This is a genomic window from Aeromonas sp. MaB10011B (assembly GCF_017939325.1).
Lineage (GTDB): Bacteria > Pseudomonadota > Gammaproteobacteria > Enterobacterales > Aeromonadaceae > Aeromonas > Aeromonas caviae.
The window spans coordinates 18,164-35,823 of the sequence record NZ_JAGKRK010000022.1 but is presented as its reverse complement, the minus strand read 5'-3'; the positions used below and the strand labels follow the sequence as shown (position 1 = coordinate 35,823).

At 61.7% G+C, this 17,660-nt stretch carries 20 protein-coding genes; 6 read left to right on the top strand and 14 right to left on the bottom strand.

Annotated features, from left to right (window positions below; translation table 11 throughout):
* Positions 1-27: 27 nt before the first annotated feature.
* The 4 genes from rpoH to ftsY all read right to left on the bottom strand — a co-directional run bounded on the left by rpoH (position 28) and on the right by ftsY (position 5,029).
* Positions 28-882, bottom strand: coding sequence for an RNA polymerase sigma factor RpoH (gene rpoH / locus J9893_RS08430; RefSeq protein ID WP_029313526.1), 855 nt, complete (start codon positions 880-882; stop codon positions 28-30).
* A gap of 452 nt (positions 883-1,334) precedes the next feature.
* Positions 1,335-2,288, bottom strand: coding sequence for a permease-like cell division protein FtsX (gene ftsX / locus J9893_RS08425; protein WP_029313524.1), 954 nt, complete (start codon positions 2,286-2,288; stop codon positions 1,335-1,337).
* Entirely contained in the window at positions 2,288-2,956 is a 669-nt protein-coding gene (gene ftsE, locus J9893_RS08420; protein WP_010672603.1) for a cell division ATP-binding protein FtsE, read from the bottom strand. The genes ftsX and ftsE overlap by 1 nt, the downstream gene beginning before the upstream one ends.
* 222 nt (positions 2,957-3,178) lie before the next feature.
* Positions 3,179-5,029 carry a signal recognition particle-docking protein FtsY gene (gene ftsY / locus J9893_RS08415; protein WP_103859093.1) on the bottom strand — a complete coding sequence of 617 codons (1,851 nt, stop codon included), beginning with the start codon at positions 5,027-5,029 and terminating at the stop codon, positions 3,179-3,181.
* Positions 5,030-5,139: 110 nt separating this feature from the next.
* Between ftsY and rsmD the strand changes: the two genes are divergently transcribed.
* A complete protein-coding gene (gene rsmD / locus J9893_RS08410; RefSeq protein ID WP_043154418.1) occupies positions 5,140-5,769 on the top strand; it encodes a 16S rRNA (guanine(966)-N(2))-methyltransferase RsmD in 630 nt (209 codons plus the stop codon).
* 108 nt (positions 5,770-5,877) lie between these two features.
* On the top strand, positions 5,878-6,192 hold the full coding sequence (locus tag J9893_RS08405) for a DUF1145 domain-containing protein (protein WP_010672600.1): 315 nt from the start codon (positions 5,878-5,880) through the stop codon (positions 6,190-6,192).
* A 33-nt stretch (positions 6,193-6,225) separates the two neighbouring features.
* Here the strand turns inward: J9893_RS08405 and J9893_RS08400 are convergent, their stop codons facing one another.
* Positions 6,226-6,591: a YijD family membrane protein gene (locus J9893_RS08400; protein ID WP_041212194.1), complete on the bottom strand. Its 366-nt coding sequence runs from the start codon at positions 6,589-6,591 to the stop codon at positions 6,226-6,228.
* 19 nt (positions 6,592-6,610) lie between these two features.
* Complete coding sequence (fabR, locus tag J9893_RS08395) at positions 6,611-7,231, bottom strand: HTH-type transcriptional repressor FabR (protein ID WP_010672598.1); 621 nt, start codon at positions 7,229-7,231, stop codon at positions 6,611-6,613.
* Between the two features lie 149 nt (positions 7,232-7,380).
* On the opposite strand from fabR, the gene J9893_RS08390 reads away from it, so the two are divergent.
* Positions 7,381-8,499 (top strand): fatty acid desaturase, encoded by a 1,119-nt coding sequence (locus J9893_RS08390; RefSeq protein ID WP_103859092.1) that lies wholly within the window; start codon positions 7,381-7,383, stop codon positions 8,497-8,499.
* 468 nt (positions 8,500-8,967) lie between these two features.
* Here J9893_RS08390 and J9893_RS08385 read toward each other — a convergent pair whose 3' ends face one another.
* On the bottom strand, positions 8,968-10,221 hold the full coding sequence (locus tag J9893_RS08385) for a phospholipase D family protein (RefSeq protein WP_103858878.1): 1,254 nt from the start codon (positions 10,219-10,221) through the stop codon (positions 8,968-8,970).
* 75 nt (positions 10,222-10,296) lie between these two features.
* On the opposite strand from J9893_RS08385, the gene J9893_RS08380 reads away from it, so the two are divergent.
* The gene (locus tag J9893_RS08380) at positions 10,297-10,458 is read left to right on the top strand and encodes a hypothetical protein (RefSeq protein ID WP_010672595.1); all 162 of its coding nucleotides are present in this window, start codon (positions 10,297-10,299) and stop codon (positions 10,456-10,458) included.
* 5 nt (positions 10,459-10,463) lie between these two features.
* Here the strand turns inward: J9893_RS08380 and J9893_RS08375 are convergent, their stop codons facing one another.
* From J9893_RS08375 to tatA, 3 genes are all read right to left on the bottom strand, one after another.
* Positions 10,464-11,885, bottom strand: a complete 1,422-nt coding sequence (locus tag J9893_RS08375; protein ID WP_010672594.1) for a lytic transglycosylase F — start codon at positions 11,883-11,885, stop codon at positions 10,464-10,466.
* Positions 11,886-12,101: 216 nt separating this feature from the next.
* The gene (locus J9893_RS08370) at positions 12,102-12,404 is read right to left on the bottom strand and encodes a YfcZ/YiiS family protein (RefSeq protein ID WP_010672593.1); all 303 of its coding nucleotides are present in this window, start codon (positions 12,402-12,404) and stop codon (positions 12,102-12,104) included.
* Between the two features lie 10 nt (positions 12,405-12,414).
* Positions 12,415-12,579 carry a twin-arginine translocase TatA/TatE family subunit gene (gene tatA / locus J9893_RS08365; protein ID WP_010672592.1) on the bottom strand — a complete coding sequence of 55 codons (165 nt, stop codon included), beginning with the start codon at positions 12,577-12,579 and terminating at the stop codon, positions 12,415-12,417.
* 292 nt (positions 12,580-12,871) lie between these two features.
* Here tatA and J9893_RS08360 point away from each other — a divergent pair, with 292 nt between their 5' ends.
* Positions 12,872-13,849 carry a LysR substrate-binding domain-containing protein gene (locus tag J9893_RS08360; protein ID WP_010672591.1) on the top strand — a complete coding sequence of 326 codons (978 nt, stop codon included), beginning with the start codon at positions 12,872-12,874 and terminating at the stop codon, positions 13,847-13,849.
* A gap of 60 nt (positions 13,850-13,909) precedes the next feature.
* Here the strand turns inward: J9893_RS08360 and J9893_RS08355 are convergent, their stop codons facing one another.
* Positions 13,910-14,509: a YhgN family NAAT transporter gene (locus J9893_RS08355; protein WP_010672590.1), complete on the bottom strand. Its 600-nt coding sequence runs from the start codon at positions 14,507-14,509 to the stop codon at positions 13,910-13,912.
* A 101-nt stretch (positions 14,510-14,610) separates the two neighbouring features.
* A complete protein-coding gene (locus J9893_RS08350; RefSeq protein WP_039040405.1) occupies positions 14,611-14,856 on the bottom strand; it encodes a YecH family metal-binding protein in 246 nt (81 codons plus the stop codon).
* 208 nt (positions 14,857-15,064) lie between these two features.
* Here J9893_RS08350 and J9893_RS08345 point away from each other — a divergent pair, with 208 nt between their 5' ends.
* Positions 15,065-16,348 carry a dicarboxylate/amino acid:cation symporter gene (locus tag J9893_RS08345; protein WP_041214291.1) on the top strand — a complete coding sequence of 428 codons (1,284 nt, stop codon included), beginning with the start codon at positions 15,065-15,067 and terminating at the stop codon, positions 16,346-16,348.
* A gap of 15 nt (positions 16,349-16,363) precedes the next feature.
* Here the strand turns inward: J9893_RS08345 and J9893_RS08340 are convergent, their stop codons facing one another.
* Positions 16,364-16,678, bottom strand: a complete 315-nt coding sequence (locus J9893_RS08340; RefSeq protein ID WP_010672587.1) for a DUF2007 domain-containing protein — start codon at positions 16,676-16,678, stop codon at positions 16,364-16,366.
* 50 nt (positions 16,679-16,728) lie between these two features.
* Positions 16,729-17,631, bottom strand: coding sequence for a LysR family transcriptional regulator (locus J9893_RS08335; protein WP_010672586.1), 903 nt, complete (start codon positions 17,629-17,631; stop codon positions 16,729-16,731).
* Between the last annotated feature and the right edge of the window lie 29 nt (positions 17,632-17,660).

Here is a 17,660-nt window from a genome sequence, read left to right as displayed (position 1 = left end):
GGCCCTGCTTCTTACCGGAGGAGGCCGTCAGGCATCCATGGCATCTTTCAGCTTCTTCAGCGCGTTTTTCTCAAGCTGGCGCACCCGCTCGGCCGAGACGCCGTAAGTATCGGCCAGCTCCTGCAGGGTGGTCTTGCTCTCGTCATCGAGCCAGCGGGCACGGATGATGTGCTGGCTGCGCTCGTCCAGGGTCGCCATGGCCGCACTCAGGCGACGGGTGGCATGGCTGTCCCAGTTGTCGTTCTCGATGTTCGCCGCGAGATCGGAAGATTTGTCTTCCAGATAGTGCACCGGCGCGAAGCCACCCTCGTCTTCATCGTCACCGACCAGATCGAAGGCCTGATCGTAATTGCTCATGCGCGCTTCCATCTCGGTGACGTCGGCAGCGGATACTCCGAGGTCGGCAGCCACGGCCTGCACCTCTTCGTGGTTCAGCCAGCCCAGACGCTTCTTGGACTTGCGCAGGTTGAAGAACAGCTTGCGCTGGGCCTTGGTGGTCGCCACCTTGACCATGCGCCAGTTGCGCAACACATATTCGTGGATTTCGGCTTTGATCCAGTGCACGGCGAAGGAGACCAGACGCACGCCCACGCTCGGGTCGAAGCGTTTGACGGCTTTCATCAGGCCGATGTTGCCTTCCTGCACCAGATCGGCCTGAGGCAGGCCATAGCCGGAGTAGCTCTTGGCCACGTGAACGACAAAACGCAGGTGCGACATAACGAGCTGGCGTGCAGCTTCGAGATCGCCATCCTGCTGCAGACGCATCGCCAGTTCGCGCTCTTCCTCTGCGCTCAGCACAGGGATCGAGTTGACGGCCTGGATATAGCCTTCCAGACTACCTTGCGGAATCAGAGCCATAGTGCGTTGCAATGAAGTTCCCATGTTCTACCTCTTACTTTTCAATCGAATCAGTCTAACACCCTGAGAAGACGTGTCTACCAACCAAGTATCATTCTGCGTGCTGCATCATACATCACCCCAGCATGAACCCGGCCTATCTTAGGCTGACGGCATGAATCATAAATGAACAGTCAAAAAAAAGGGGTCACAGTAAAGGACCCCTGAAAAGTAGCATGCTAAGTCCATTGTTGCGGAGCTCGCAACCTTCACATGCTTGCCAAGTCAGACGAGCAAGGCATAGGGGCCATACCCGTATTCATTCTGCTGCAGTCAATAGACCATTGATAAATCAAAAGGTTCAGAGGATCCACATATGATCCTCGGCGCAGACACCATTCAGATTACTCTGAGAAAGTGGCCCGTGCCAGAAACGGGCCACTCTTTTACTTGATCCAGTTCGCAAAATCCAGCGCTTTAAAATGCTGACAAATTAATCAGGACGGTTCTATGTCGCGAATGTGCCTGTGCACCGAGAACCAGGAGGCGATCAACCCCAGCAGGGCGCCCAGCAATATGAGATTGAAGCCGTCGAACGCCCCCATCCCCACCAGACGGAAGTTGCTGTTGTAGAGCCCCGCCAGCTCCTTCACCACCCCCTCGCTCCAGATCACCATCACCTCGGTCAGCCACCAGGCCAGCATGCCGCCGATGACCCCAAACCAGATGCCCGTATAGAGGAAGGGACGGTGGATGAAGGCATCGGTCGCGCCCACCAGCTTGAGCACTTCAATCTCGGAACGCTGGTTCAGAATGTTCAGGCGCAGGGTGTTGCCCACGATCAGCAACACAGCGGAGAGCAGCAACACCGCGATACCTGTAATGGTGTGGCGCAGCAGGTTCATGATCCCCTGCAACCGGGTCAACCACTGCAGATCCAGCTTGCCCTGCTCGATACCGGGCTCGTTCTCCAGCTTGGCAAGCAGCTCGGCGGCCCCTTCGGGATTCTGCCAGCGCGGATCCGGGATCACGCTCAGCACCGGCGGCAGCGGGTTGCTGTCCAGATAATCCAGGGCATCACCGAAACCGGAGATCTCCCGAAATTCCCTGAGCGCCTCGTCACGGTTCATATAAGTGACGGACTCCACTTCCGGATAGAGCAGGATCCGCTGCTTCATATCGAGGATGCTCTGCTCCGGCAGATCCTTGCGCAGATAGAGGGAGATCTGGGAGCTGGTCTGCCAGCTCCCCTCTACCACTTCGGCATTCTTCAGCAATACGTGGAAACAGGAAGGCAGCGCCAGACTCACGCCAAGTACCGCCAGGGTCATCAGGGAGGCGAGCGGGTTGCGCCACAGCTCACCCAGGCTGGCAAAGGCCTGGCGCACGTGATCCACCCCATACATCATCAAGCGACGCAACGGCGGCTGTTTATGACGAACAATAGCCATCAGCGATCCTCCCCGGACGAATACATGCGACCCGCCTTGAGGGTCAGGGTGCGGTAGCGCATCCGGGCGATCAGCCCCAGATCGTGAGTGGCAATCAGTACGGAGACGCCGAAGCGGTTGAACTCCTCGAACAGGCGCATGATGTCCATGGAAAGCTGGGGATCCAGGTTGCCGGTCGGCTCGTCCGCCAGCAGCAGGGGGGGTTTGTTGACGATGGCGCGGGCGATGCCGACCCGTTGCTGCTCACCACCGGAGAGCATGCGCGGCTGGTAGCGCTCCTTGCCGAGCAGCCCGACCTTGTCCAGAGCCGCCGCCACCCGCTTGTTGATGTCCCCATGGCTGTAGCCATCGATCACCAGGGGCAGGGCGACGTTGTCGAACACGGTACGATCCATCAGCAGGCGGTGATCCTGGAAGATCATGCCGATCTGGCGGCGCACGTAGGGGATCTGACTGCGCTGGATGTGGCTGACGTCATCGCCGTGGAAGAAGACGCGGCCGTCGGTCGGCCGTTCCATCACGCTGATGAGCTTGAGGAGGGTACTCTTGCCCGCCCCCGAATGGCCGGTCAGGAAGGCCATCTCCCCCTTGCGCAGGTGAAAACTGACCTTTTGCAGCGCTTGATGACCGCCACTGTAGACCTTGCTGACCTTGTCAAAACGAATCATAACGGTTCCCTGAGATTGACAAACCCCGACCGGGATAAAGCATGGGGCGCTCACTCCCCCGTACCGGCACAACACCTGGATGACAACACCGGTCGCAACCATGCCGCATGTCATCCTTGCCCGGATGAGCCATACCTGCGCTCTCATAGTGACATACCCCGACCGGAGTCGGGGTATGGAACACGTGCTCGTCACGGCCGGGCCGACTCATGTCGGCCGGATTTATTCTTCGCGGCTGAAGAGCGCCTCGATGAAGTCGTTGGCGACGAACGGGCGCAGATCGTCGATCCCCTCGCCCACCCCGATGTAGCGGATCGGGATCTGGAACTTGTCGGCCACCGCGAAGATGACACCACCCTTGGCAGTGCCGTCCAGCTTGGTGAGGGTGATGCCGGTCAGGCCCACCGCCTCGCTGAACAGCTTGGCCTGGCTCAATGCGTTCTGGCCGGTGCCTGCGTCCAGAGTCAGCATGATCTCGTGGGGTGCCGCATCGTCCAGCTTCTTCATCACCCGCACCACCTTCTTGAGCTCCTCCATCAGGTTGCTCTTGTTCTGCAGGCGGCCGGCAGTGTCGGCGATCAGCACGTCAGCCCCGCGGGAGCGGGCTGCCTCGATGGCGTCATAGATGACGGAGGCGGAGTCGGCACCGGTGTGCTGGGCAATCACCGGAATGTTGTTGCGCTGACCCCACACCTGCAGCTGCTCGACGGCGGCAGCACGGAAGGTATCGCCAGCGGCCAGCATCACGCTCTTGCCCTCGGCCTGGAACTGTTTGGCCAGTTTGCCGATGGTGGTGGTCTTGCCGACGCCGTTCACGCCAACCATCAGGATGACGTAAGGCTTCTTGCTGGTGTCGATCACCAGGGGCTGCTCGACCTTGGCCAGCATCTCGCCCATATCCTGTTTGAGCAGACCGTAGAGCGCCTCGGCGTCCTTGAGCTGCTTGCGGTCCGCGTGCTGTACCAGCCCCTCGATGATACGGGTGGTGGTGTCGACGCCAAGATCGGCGGTCAGCAGCTGGGTCTCCAGCTCTTCGAACAGATCGTCATCGATCTTCTTGCCGCTGAACAGGCCGAAGAAACCGGAACCGATATTCTCCCTGGTACGCACCAGGCTGCGCTTGAGGCGGGCAAAGAAGCCCTCCCGCTGCGGCTTCTCCTGAGTGTCGTCGTCCACCTTGGCGGCCAGTGGCAGAGCGGCCAGAGCGGCGGCCTCAGCCTCCATCGCGGCGACCAGACGCAAATCTTCCGCTCGCTGGGCCTCTTTGGCGACACGAGCTTCCTCGGCAGCCTGAGCTTCGGCGGCAATACGAGCCTCTTCCGCAGCGCGAGCTTCGGCGGCAATACGAGCTTCTTCTGCTGCACGGGCTTCGGCAGCGATGCGAGCCTCTTCTGCGGCGCGTGCCTCGGCAGCAATACGAGCTTCTTCCGCAGCGCGGGCTTCGGCGGCCACACGGGCTTCTTCTGCGGCGCGGGCTTCGGCGGCAAGACGAGCTTCTTCCGCAGCGCGGGCTTCGGCAGCAATACGAGCTTCTTCCGCGGCACGGGCTTCGGCGGCAACACGGGCTTCTTCTGCGGCGCGGGCTTCGGCGGCAATACGGGCTTCTTCCGCGGCGCGAGCCTCGGCGGCAATACGGGCCTCTTCCGCAGCGCGGGCTTCGGCGGCAATACGAGCTTCTTCCGAAGCGCGAGCCTCGGCGGCAATACGGGCTTCTTCTGCGGCGCGGGCTTCGGCAGCGATGCGAGCCTCTTCCGCAGCGCGAGCCTCGGCGGCAACAATGGCTTCGTCTGCGACCTGAGCTTCGGTGGCGATCAAGGCCTCATTGACGATGACGGGCTCAAGCTCGCCCTCCGGCTCTTCCACAACCAGGGGGCCTTCGTCAGGGCCGCTCAGCGGCGCTTCGGGCTTGGCGGCGGGGGCATCAGCCGGGGCAACATCGGCGACAGGCGCGGGAACAGCGGCGGCCTCCGACTCGACTACCGCCGGGGTAGCGTCGGGCGCCTGCGATGGAACGGCCTCAGCCTCTTCTTTCTTGCGGCCGAAACCCAGCCAGGAAAACAAACCTTTTGCCATCTAAAAATACTCACATCAAAGGCTGACTGCTAAGATAGCCGTCCCTCGGCGGGTCGGCATAAAAATGAACCGCCTTATACTATCACTTTATTTTCTGACGACGAAACGCGATGCCCAGAGTGAAATCCAGCCGTAACAGCCCGAGCAAGAGCCCGGCCCCCCAGGGGCGAGCGGGCGTGGTACGAATCATCAGCGGCCAATGGAAGGGGCGCAAACTCCCCGTCAGGGATGTGGAAGGGCTCAGACCCACCACGGATCGCGTCAAGGAGACCATCTTCAACTGGCTGGCTCCCCACGTGCGCGGTACCCGCTGCCTGGATCTGTTCGCCGGCAGCGGCGGGCTGGGGCTGGAAGCCTTGTCCCGCTATGCCGAACAGGTCACCCTGATCGAGATGGACAGAGGCGCCGCCGACCAGCTCAAGAAGAACCTGACGACCCTGGGCAGCAGCCAGGGGCAGGTGATCCAGGCCGATGCCGTGAGCTGGCTGCAAGGCACGGCCACGCCGTTCGATCTGGTCTTTCTGGACCCACCGTTTCGTCGCGAGCTGCTGCCCCAGGTGTGCGAGCTGCTCGAGCAACGCGGCTGGCTGGCATCCGATGCCCTCATCTATCTGGAGCGGGAAAAAGAGATGGCCGATCTGACGCTGCCCGCCAGCTGGAAACTACTCAAGGACAAGCAGGCGGGTCAGGTCTGCTATCAGCTCTATCTGCGGGACACCAAGCATGACGCTGCTGTTTAAAGGGGAGATGGGCACAGTCCCCTTCTCCGTCAATTTGGACAACGGCTCAAGGACAAGCAGGTCGATCACATCAGGCCTGCTATCAACTCTATGTACGGGAGGTAAACGATGAAGCGGGTGTTTAATCTGTTGGCGATGGGGGTGCTGCTGTTCTTCTGGTTCGGTGTGGCACTCGCCCTGCTGGGCACCCTGCCGGGCAAACTGAACGGCTTTCTGCCGGTGTGCGGCGTCATCGTGATATTGATGCACTGGGTACAGGCCAGCATGATCAAGGCGGCATGCAAACCCTACTTCGCGGTCACTCGTCTCGAATTCACCCAGGTGCTGATCTTCGGGGTGTTCGGCATGATGGATATCCGCACCAAGCTGCAGGCCATCATAGACGCCAGGAAGAAGGGAGAGACTCCCCCCAGGGCCGACTAGGCCACCCCCGGCCCGACCAGAAGGAGTGATTCGTCACTCCTTCTGCGTTTTTCCGAGGCTGATTCCCAGCTTGATGGAGAGAGCGGCGAGCAGCAGCAGCATGGCAATGAGGGAGAAGAAGTTGCTGCCAAGCTCGGGGTACTGCACCTTGACCAGGGCAGAATGGCCGAACACGCCGATAAAGAAGCAGAGCAGGATGCAACTGGGTGTGTTGCCCACCATGGGCTCATGGCGATAGTGCTGATAGAGCTGGCTGGCCGCCAGCAACAGGGCGATGAGGGGGTAGAAGGAGAAGGGGACGACCGACTCCATCAAGGCCGACAGGAAGGCATCGCCACAGATACCGATCAGCAGGGCCAGCACCAGGGGCTTCTTCGGAATCGCGTTCGGTTCATGCATGAGGCTGTCCATCCTTGCGTTATGTGAGAGATTCGTGGCGCTTGCGGTTCTGCACCTCGGCGCCCATGGCGATCATCCGCAACTGGCTGATGGTGCGCTCCGACAGTGCCTTGCACTCTTCCGGAGTCATGTCGAGGGCGTCTGCACCAGCGCTGAAGACAATGGTCACCATGGCCTCGGCCTGGATATAGGCCTCTTCCCGTGGCGCCTGCGTGGTGGCTTCCAGATAATCGGTCAGCTCGGCGATGAAGTGCTGGATCTCCCGGGCCACCGCCTGACGGAACGCAGCCGAGGTGCCGGAGCGCTCGCGCAGCAGCAGCCGGAAGATGTTCGGGTTGTTTTCGACGAATTCCATGAAGGTCTGCACCGAGGTGCTGATGACGCTGCCACCACCGGCAATGCGCTGGCGCGCCTGGCGCATCAGTTGGCGCAGGGTCAGCCCTCCCTCGTCCACCAGCGTCAGCCCCAGCTCTTCCATGTCCCGAAAGTGGCGATAGAAGGAGGTCGGCGCTATGCCCGCCTCTCTGGCCACTTCCCGCAGGCTGAGGTTGGAGAAACTGCGGTTGGCGCAGAGTTGACTGAACGCCGCCTCGATCAGCGTACGCCGGGTTTTTTCTTTTTGTTGCGCGCGAATACCCACGAAAACAGTCACCTTGAGATTAGCGAGGCCAGATGATAACCCGAAGGCGGGGCCGGGATCAGGTTTGTCTCCGACTTTTTTACCATTGACCCGCATTCCAGCTCAATGGAGAATAGTGAACAGCTGTTCGCTGAAAGGAGCCGAGTGAAATGGACCGCCCCCCGATCATCATGACCAACACCCTGTTGTTCGCCCTCTCCGGGCTGACGGCACTGATAGCGGTCCCCTGGTATGGACTGAGCCAGGGCTACGACCTCTGGCAGTGGCTCTGCTTCCTGCTGCTGTTCTGCTATTGCGGCATCTCCATCACCGCCGGCTACCACAGGCTCTGGTCCCACAAGTCCTACAAGGCGCACCCGGCCCTGCAATGGATCTTCGCCATCGGAGGCGCGCTAGCCCTGCAGAACTCGGCGCTGCACTGGTCCTCGGATCATCGCCGCCACCACCGCCACGTGGATGACAACCAGAAGGATCCCTACAGTGCGGGTCGCGGCTTCTGGTACTCCCACATCGGCTGGATGCTGCGGGAATACCAGCGCGATACCTACCACGACTACAGCAATGTGCGCGACCTGCAAAACAACCCCGTGGTCGCCTTCCAGCACAGGCACTATCTCGCCCTGGCCCTGGTCACCAACATCGGCATTCCGCTGCTGCTCGGCCTCTTGCACGGGGATCTGCTCGGCATGATGTTGCTGGCCGGGGTGCTGCGCATGGTGATGACTCATCACACCACCTTCTTCATCAACTCCCTGGCCCACATCTGGGGCAGCCAACCGTTCACGGATCGCAACAGCGCCCGGGACAACGGCATCCTGGCCTTCTTCACCTTTGGCGAGGGCTATCACAACTTCCATCACCTGTTCGAGAACGACTACCGCAACGGCATTCAGTGGTGGCAGTTCGACCCCACCAAGTGGCTGATCCGCACAACCGCCTGGTGCGGGCTCGCCAAAGACCTGAGATCCTGCCCGGAGGAACGCATCGAACAGGCCAGGCTGGAGATGCAGCTCAAGCGCGCCCAGGCCAGAGTGCACAAGCAGGATGACAGGGAACGCTGGCAGGCACTGCTGCAGGAGGAGTACGACAAGCTGAGCCTGCAGATCCAGCACTACTATGCCAGCCGCAAGTCACTGCTGGAGCAGCGCAAGCGCACAGCCCTCGCACGCTACGACAGGCTCAGGCTGCAACTGGAGTACCGCACGTTGCGAGACGGTTTCCTCGTTGCCAAGCGCAACTGGAGTCGTCTGCTGGCGGGCCTCGCCTGATCGCCGAGACATCACGCAAAAGACCGCCAGCAGGCGGTCTTTTGATTGGGCAAACGGACGGCGGGCATAAAAAAATGGGGCAACATTCGCATGTCACCCCCTCGCAAATAGCATGTTCCATATTGGGCTCCCGCAACCACGGGGGTCTGTCTGGCATCACGGGTTTCCGCTCCCGATCCGCCTCGCCTGCCGGAGCAATCCGGTTGGCCCATTTCCCCTGTTGCCGTCACCCACACGGCAGACCAGCCGCCGTGTTTGTCCTTGCACTCGAGATACTACGCAGTTAAATAAAATAAAAAACCGTTCTACACGCACCTCTATGCAGTCGAGGAGCCTGGATTGTTACGGCGCCCTTAATATAAATCGATTAAAAACAATACGATGCAATCCAGTCCCGTTTTTGGATGGCAAACGTTATCCTCGAAGGCGCACAAGGCTTTGCGAGATCTCGCACAAGGCGGATCCCACTCACAACCAACGATGCAAAGGTAACCAATCGCTCAATTGCGCCAGCAGGCGCCGCCATGCAGAGGGGGACGCCGCCACCGGGTGCACGGCCTGCTGCAACCAGCCATCGATGAGTTGCTGCAACTCGTCGCACAACCTCGGGCTATGGAGATGCAGCATCAACTCGGTGTTGAGCATCAGGGAGCGGGGATCCAGGTTGAAACTGCCGAGCAGCGCCTCCTCCTTCCCCATCAGGATCAGCTTGGCATGCAGACTGAACGCCTCCGTCGTCAGCTCGAACAGGTTGACCCCCTGACGCTCGAGCCAGGGGCGGTGACGTCGATAGGCGCCATAGACCAGGGGCACGTCCGTGCTGGCCAGGGAGTTGGTCAGGATCTCGATGTCGACCCCCTGCCGTCGCTGCCCCTTGAGCCGGCGACGCAGCCCCCGTGTCAGGATCAGGTAAGGGCTCACCAACCTCAGGGTCCCCTGATTGCTCGCCAGCATGCGTCCCAGCAGGGGCGCCGTGGTCGGCCGGGCGACCAGCCCCTTGCCGGGGCGATCGAACCAGCACTGCCCTCGCCCTGGATGCCAGCAAAGGGGAACGGGGCACTCATCAAACAGAGTGGCCGGCAGATCATAGGCGGCCGCCATGGCGGGGTCGGTCAGGGTCAGCAGGAAATCGTTCAGGGCCCGGGTTTCGGTTGGCAGCAAGGGGCGTCTCAACAGGCGACGGACCGGGTGGCTCCAGCGACTGTGCCAGAACAGCGCGAACCCCTGCTCGGCCTGCTGACAGAGGGGGCCGCGGCAGACCAGATCCAGGTCGATGAAGTGAGGCGGCATCCCCAGCCCGAAGTAACGATCACCAATATTGCGCCCGCCGATCACCGCCTGGCTGCCATCCACCAGCAGCAGCTTGTTGTGCATCCGGTGATTGATGCGGCGAAAGCTCAGCACCCCTTCCAGCAGCAAGGTAAGGGGACGCCAGCCCCGCAGCCAGAAGGGGTTGAACAGGCGCACCTCGATGCCCGGTTCCGCCGCCACCGCCTCCAGAAAGCGGTTCTCCCCACCGTAGAGATCGTCGATGAGCAGTTGCACCACCACTCCGCGCCGGGCCGCCCGCACCAGCTCCGCCAGCAGCAGCTTGCCGCTGCTGTCCTCTTCCCAGCTGTAATACTGGGCGAGGATCCGGTGGCGAGCCTGGCGGATCAACTGGCATCGGGCCTTCAGGGCGGCGCCGGGATCGGCGAGCAAGGCAAAGTCGGCGGGGATCAAGGGTCATCTCCCTGTCATCTGATGGTGGCATAACCCAGACAACCGACCCGATAGCCCAGTGTCAAGGAGCCGATGATGGAACTGCGCGACCACCCCTCTCTCAGTCAGAGACCCCATGCCAGCCAACCGGATCCCACCCCGGCCAGGCTGTTGATGCCCTGGTACCAGCAGCACCGGGATCTGGGCTGGGAACCCCTTGCGCAGCATCACGAGGATCCCCTCCCCGGCCAGCATTGACAGGCTCAGGGCTGCACCGCCTCGATGGCCTCTGACTTGCCCTCCAGCTGGGGCAGGCTGAAACGGTAGGCCACGTAGTATTTGTAGATGGTGCCAACGTAGTTGATGGGCCCCTGGCCCACGTCGTTGGCCACCAGCTGCTCCACATTGCCGAACCAGACGTTCGGATCCAGCCCCTTGTCGGCCGCCTTGGCCTGCAATGCCTGGACCCGGTTCGGACCCGCATTGTAGGCGGCCAGGGCGAACAGATGGCGATTGAGCCTGTCCATCCCGGGATCATTGAAGTAGGTGTCCAGGATGAGCCGCATGTAGCGACAGGCCGCCTCCACATTGCCCTCCAGACTGGTGAGTCTGGCGCCGCGGATCCCCACCTCCTTGCCGGTACTCGGCAGCAATTGCATGATGCCGACGGCCCCCCGGTGAGAGCCGACATTGGGATTGAGCCCCGACTCCTTGTAAGCCAGCGCGGCCAGCATCAGCCAGTCCAGCTGATACTTGTCCGCCTGGGCCTCCAGTACCTTGCGAATGGTCGACAGTCGCCCCAGCGGGTCCGGCGCCAGTATGTTGCTCATGCGGTCGCTCTGCGCCAGCAGGCGGCGCAATGTCATGTCACTGTAGAGGGTCCGCTTGCTCGACTCCGAGATGTAGGCGTTCACCGCCTTGAGCAGCTCCGGGCTGTTGTTGCGCAGGGCCCAGGCGCTTCGCCCCTTGTCCCGCAGCGGAATCAGCCTGTGGGCCTTGAGGCCGCCAATCATGTCGAGCCAGATCCGCCCCTTGAAGCTGTCGGTGACCGTCAGCGGAATGATCCCGGCTGACACCATCTCCAGCAGGTCCCCGTCCTGCAGGTATTCGGGAACCGTCTCGATGTAGACCGGGGGCAACCCCAGCTCCCGAAACAGCCAGTTGAGCTGGTGCAGGCTCTCGAAATAACTGGAGCTGGCTCGCACCCAGATCCGCCGGCCGGACAGCTGGGTGATGCGATTGAAGGCAGGGAGCTCCCGCTGGCTCACCACCCACTCCTCGATGGGGGCGATCAGCGGCTGGGAGAAGGTCACCTGTTCGCGCCGGGTGGGGGTGACCGTCAGGTTGGCGGCCACCAGATCCCCGCGCCCCTCGGCCAGATAGTCCAGCAGCTTGTCCTGGCGCACCGGGATATAAATGATCTTGAGCTTGAGCTTCTCCTTGGCCAGGTAGGTCTGGTTCAACCAGCGCTCGAATCCCTGAAGCTGATTGACCAGGATGCCGTACTGGGCTCCCTTGTCGAAAAAGAAAAACCCCCGCTCATAGACCACCAGGGCCCTGAGCTCTTTTTTTTGCAGGATGTGTTCGAGATCACCGGCCTGGGGCAGCAACTGCGGCTTGAGATCTGCCGCCAGCAGAGGGAGAGAACAGAGAGCCAGCAGGGCCCAGATCCATCGCCGCATCATGATTTAACCACCTCGCTGTGGGCCGGTGCGCACCGTCGGGTCTGTCAGAGAAGGCGCCTGCGCCAAGTCATGGGGCGTCGCGGGATCTTCTGCCGATCGGCGCATGCCGGACGGAAAACGGATCGTCCGTGGGATAACTCACTATACAACGCAAAGGGAGGGAAAATGCGAGGGGCAGAGCAAGACGGCAGGCAAGCCTGCCGTGTCATCACGATCTCAGAGGGAGCGGGCGCGCATCTCGAAGATCAGCTTCTCGGCGGTGCAGGTGAATTGCAGGCGGGCCTTCAGGATCACGCCATCCGGGCCCCGGCTCAGCTCGCTGCTGCTTTTGGCTTCGGCAGTGACCTGCTTGGCCAGCGCCTCGTAAGCTGCAAATTTCTCGCGGGCGTCGGCTTCTGCAGCGGCCTCGATCACCAGCTCCATGACGTCGTCACCTTCGCCGATGATGGTGCCAATTTCGGCGAAACAGCCGCAACTGTCACAGGTCTCGTTCAGTTCCACTTTCTCGTCTACAGACATACGTTCACTCCTACTTATTCCGGATATTGTCATCGTCGCGCAAGGCGTTGCGAAAATCCCTGATGGCAGTGCCCAGATCCTCACCGGCGCCAGCCAGGCGTTTGCTGCCAAACACCACGACGACGACCACGAGCAGGATCAGCAGATGCCAGATATGAATGCCACCCAGTCCCATAGGGAGACTCCTGACTGTTAGATACCTGGAGGTTGTATCAAAAGAAAGCGTATCGATTGTTGGGCAAAATCAAGGCAGGTGCAAGTTGGCGAAAAAATCGCGCAAAAACGGCGACGAGGCGCAAAAAAATACGGCGACCATGGGCCGCCGTATGAGTCGGTGCTACTTGTCCCCTCAACCGCTACATCCTGTACCAGCCGCCACCAGGGCGAGAGACCCGTCGAGCATAGGATCGCCAAGATATGAAAACAAATGGTATATATTCATCTAGGAATTGAAGAGGATTCATATCATGTTGCTGGAACAGCTTGCACGCATAGACCTTAATTTGTTGATAATCCTGCAAGTCTTGCTGGAAGAGCGCAACGGCAGCCGGGCTGCACGCCGTTTGCACCTGAGCCAGTCCGCCGTCAGCAAGGCCCTCGGACGGTTGCGGGAGACCTTTGACGATCCCCTGTTCGTGCGCTCGGCCTACGGGATGGATCCCACTCCGCGCGCCCTGGATCTCCAGCAGCAACTGCAGCCCATACTGCTCTCCCTGGACAACCTGATCCAGCCGCCGGACTTCGATCCCGCCAGCACGGAGCGGGAGTTCGTCATTGCCAGCATGGACAGCGCCTTCACCCTGTTTGCCCCCCTCTACCTGAGCGAACTGAAGCGTCAGGCTCCTGGCATCCGCCTGCGCTACGAGGAGTGGACCGAGCACAGCCTGACCGAGATGAGCCAGGGCCAGGTGGATATCGCCTTCACGGTGCGGGAGAACTGCATCAATTCGGATTTTCGCCTCGACACCCTGCCCAACGCCATTTGCCAGCGGTTGCTCACCATCGACGATCTCACCTGCCTGGTGCAGCGGGATCACCCTGCCTTGCAGGAGCCCGAGTGGGATCTCGCCCGTTACCTCGCCTACCCCCATGTGCAGACCTACTGCGAAGGGCGGGATCGCTGGATGCTGGATCACAAGCTGGCGGAGCAGGATCTCTATCGCCGGATCGAGGCGACCGTCCCCTCCTTCGAGGCGGCCCTGCGCATGGGCATGCACTCGGACATGATAGTGACCCTCTCCCGGCTCTATGCCCGCCACGCGACCCAGGTCTATCCCCTGGTGCCGCTGCCGCTGCCCATCGCCCTGGACAGCATCTCCCACCTGCTCATCTGGCATCAGCGCCACGAGGAGGATCCGGGCCATCGCTGGCTGCGGGAGACCCTGCTCGCTCTCATCATGGGCAAGCTGGAAACCTCGGCGGACGGCCCGGCCGCTGCCGCCTGACGCGCAAAAAAAACGGGGCTCAAGAAGCCCCGTTTCACGTTGACATCAGCATTCGCCCCGTCAGTTCTGACCCGTCACCGCCAGATAGTGGTGTACCCCGTCCAGCAGCATCTGCACCGAGATCATCACCAGCAGCATGCCCATCAGCCGCTCCACCGCCGTGAGTCCTCGCTCACCCAGCAGCTTGTTGAACAGCTCGTAGAACATCAGGATCACGGCGCTGGCCCCCCAGGCCATCAGCAGGGCCAATGACCAGTCCACCATCCGGGTCGGCTCCTGGTTAGCCAGAAGCAGCAGGGAAGCCAGGATGGAGGGGCCCGCAATCATGGGGATGGCCATGGGCACCAGGAAGGGCTCCTCCCCCGCCGCCAGCCCGGTCACGCCACCGGGGCTCGGGAAGATCATCTTGATGGCGATGAGGAAGAGGATGATGCCCCCCGCGATGCTGACCGCTTCCTGACGCAGGTTGAGGAAGCTCAGGATCTGCTGACCGGCGAACAGGAAGCCCATCATGATCACCAGTGAAAACAACAGCTCCCGCAGCATTACCTTGCGTCGACGCTTGGGGTCGACATGGCGCAGGATGGAGAGGAAGACCGGCAGGTTGCCCAGCGGATCCATGATCAGAAACAGCATGACGGCAGCGGAGAATGTGTCCATAGAGCGCCCGGGCAGAACCTTTCAACAAGAGGGGAAGGAGGGCGAAATATAACAAAGGTGGCGGGATTCGGCGAGCGCCCCACCGCGCTCGCCACTGGCGATCATCCGTGGTTGCAGATCTTGTCAGCGCGGGTCTGGAACCCTGACTCCGAGTCGATGAACTTGCCGCGCCTGGCCAGGAAGTCGATCAGGGCGTCAGCGTCCATCTCGCTGGCGCTGCAGGTGTGGAACCGGGCCTCGGCACCGAAGCGCGAGGCGATCGCCGCCCTGAGGCTGGCCCGGGTAAACGGACTCTCCTGCTCCAGCATCATCTCCATCACTTCGTGACCGTGTATCGATTGGGACATCTCGAACCTCTTTAATCATCATGTCAGATGACAATTAAAGCTCGAAGCCCGGAGAGGGTTCTTGATATAGGCCAACAAAACGCCTTTTTTAACGCCAGCGGGCTGGTCGTGAGCGCCGCTTTGTCGATAATGTGGCAACCTGACGGGGGGATGGCTACACTGTCGCCCCTTTTTGCCACCGCAGACAGAAAATAAGGACATTGGCGTCATGCTGTTCCATGGATTGGTCTTCAAACCCTGGCGGATCTGGACCCGTCGCCCGCTCTGGTTGAAGACCCTGCTCGGCATGCTGACCGGGATAGGTCTGGGGCTCTGCTTCAGCGAGCAGGCCCTGCTGCTCAAGCCCATCGGCGTCCTGTTCGTCAACACCATCCAGATGCTGATGGTGCCCCTCATCTTCTGTTCCGTCCTGGCAGGCCTCACTGCCCTGCTCAAGGGCAAGCGGCTCGACCGCATCGCCGGCAAGGCCATCGGCTTCTATCTCTGCTCCACCGCCGTCGCCATCTGCATCGGCCTGATGATGGGCTGGCTGCTGGAACCGGGCATGGGCGCCAATATGGGTCCTTATGAACGGGGCGCCATGGCGCAGCAACCTACCCTGGCCAGCGTGCTGAGCCACCTGGTGCCGCGCAACCCGGTGCAGGCCATGGGCGATGGCAAGATATTGCAAGTGATCGTGTTCGCCGTGGCCCTCGCTCTCGCCCTCAACGCCACCGGGCGACGCGGCCGCCCCGCCATCCTGTTCTTTACCTCTCTGGCGGAGGGAATGTTCAAGCTGACCCAGATGGTGATGGCCCTGGCCCCCTATGGCGTCTGCGCCCTGATGGCCTGGATGACCGGCAAGTACGGCGTCAGCCTGCTGTTGCCGCTGCTCAAGGTGATCGGCGCCGTCTACCTCGGCTGCCTGCTTCACGTGCTCGGCGTCTACAGCAGCCTGCTGCTCCTGATGGCGCGCCTCAACCCGTTGCACTACTTCAAGAGCATCGTCGATGCCCAGGCGGTGGCCTTCACCAGCAGTTCAAGCAGCAGCACCCTGCCCATCAGCCTGGCCTGCGCCGAACGCAGGCTCGGGGTCTCCCCCGCCATCACCGCCAAGGTGCTGCCCATCGGCGCCACCATCAACATGGATGGCACAGCCCTCTATCAGGGGGTCACCGCCCTGTTCGTGGCCCAGGCCTTCGGGGTGGATCTGCATCTGGTGGACTACCTGACCATCATCAGCATCGTCACGCTGGCCAGCATCGGCACGGCGGGCACACCCGGTACCGGGCTCATGCTGCTGACCCTGACCCTCACTGCCGTGGGACTGCCGCTGGAAGGGGTGGCGCTCATCGCCGGCATAGACCGGATCCTCGACATGGCGCGCACCACGGTAAACGTCTCCGGCGACATCCTGGTCTCCGTGCTCATCGCCCGCAGCGAGAAGGAGCTGGATCTCGCCACCTACCACGATGCCCATGCGGGGGATGACATCGACTTCACCCTGCGCTGAGGGCGCGAGGGGCGTTCAATGATCCTGGGGATCGTGATGGCAGCGCCAGCAGATATCGAAGTTGGCGCCGTTCTCCTCCCCGCACTGGCCGCACAGCCAGCCGTTGCCCTGGCGCTGCTGGTAGCGCTCGATGATCCGGCCCGCCCGCTGACGATCCCGCTCGTTCACCATCAGGGTCACTTGCAGCAGATCCACCGGCAGCTCCCCGAGCGCGCCGGAGAGCCCTTCGCCGCTGAGGCGCACCCTGACTCCCTCTACCTCCAAGGCCCCTTTCAGGGCATGCGCCTCCAGGGAGTGAGAGGCGCGATACAAGTTAATCCACTGATCCATACGTTGTCCTCGAAACCCTTGCCAGTTCAATCATCGCCGCATTGGGCTCTTCACAGCAGCTTGTCGATGCCGTAAGCCGGGCCGTTGGCCACCAGAAAATCGATGAATGCCCTCAGCTTGCGCGGCATCAGGCGCCGCTCGGGAAACAGCAGGTAGATGGGTACCCTGGGTTGCTGCCACTCCGGCAGCAAGGAGACCAGTGTCCCGTTCGCCAGCTCATCATGGCACAGCATGGCGGGCAGGGAAGCCAGCCCCAGCCCCGCCTTCGCCGCCTCCCTGGCACAGGTGATGTTGTTGACCTGGAAGCGGGACGGGGGATCCACCAGCACTTCGCGATCATCCAGCTCGAAACACCAGTGCGAGGCGAGGAACCCCGTGCTGACCGCGATCCGCTCGTGATGCACCAGATCGGCGGGCCTCTGGATCACCGGGTGGCGCGCCAGATAGTCCGGGCTGGCGCACAGCAGCCGCTCGGTGCTCCAGAGACGCCGCGCCGCCAGGTTGGAGTCGCTCATGTCGCCGACCCGCACGATGGCATCCAGCCCCTCGCTGATGGGATCCACGATGCGGTTGGTCAGCTCCAGCTCCACCTTCATGCCCGGATAGGCTTGCAGGAAGTTCGCCACCAGCCTCCCCACCACCAGCTGTCCCGTCTCGATGGGCACCGCCAGCTTGAGGGTCCCTGTCACCTCCTGCTGGCTGGCACTGAGCATCAGCTCGGCCTGGGCCAGCTCCTCCACCGCCTTGCTGCAGCGTAGATAATATTGTTCACCGGCTTCCGTCAGGGTGAGCTGCCGGGTGGAGCGATAGAGCAGCCGTGCGCCGAGACGCTGCTCCAGCTCGGCGATGCGGCGGCTCACCGTCGCCTTGGTCATGCCCAGCTCCTGGGCAGCGGCGGTAAAGGAGCCCTTGTCGACGATACGAACGAGGATTAAGGCAGCATTCAGGTCCATTGTTTCACCAGTGAAACTGTATATCTCAT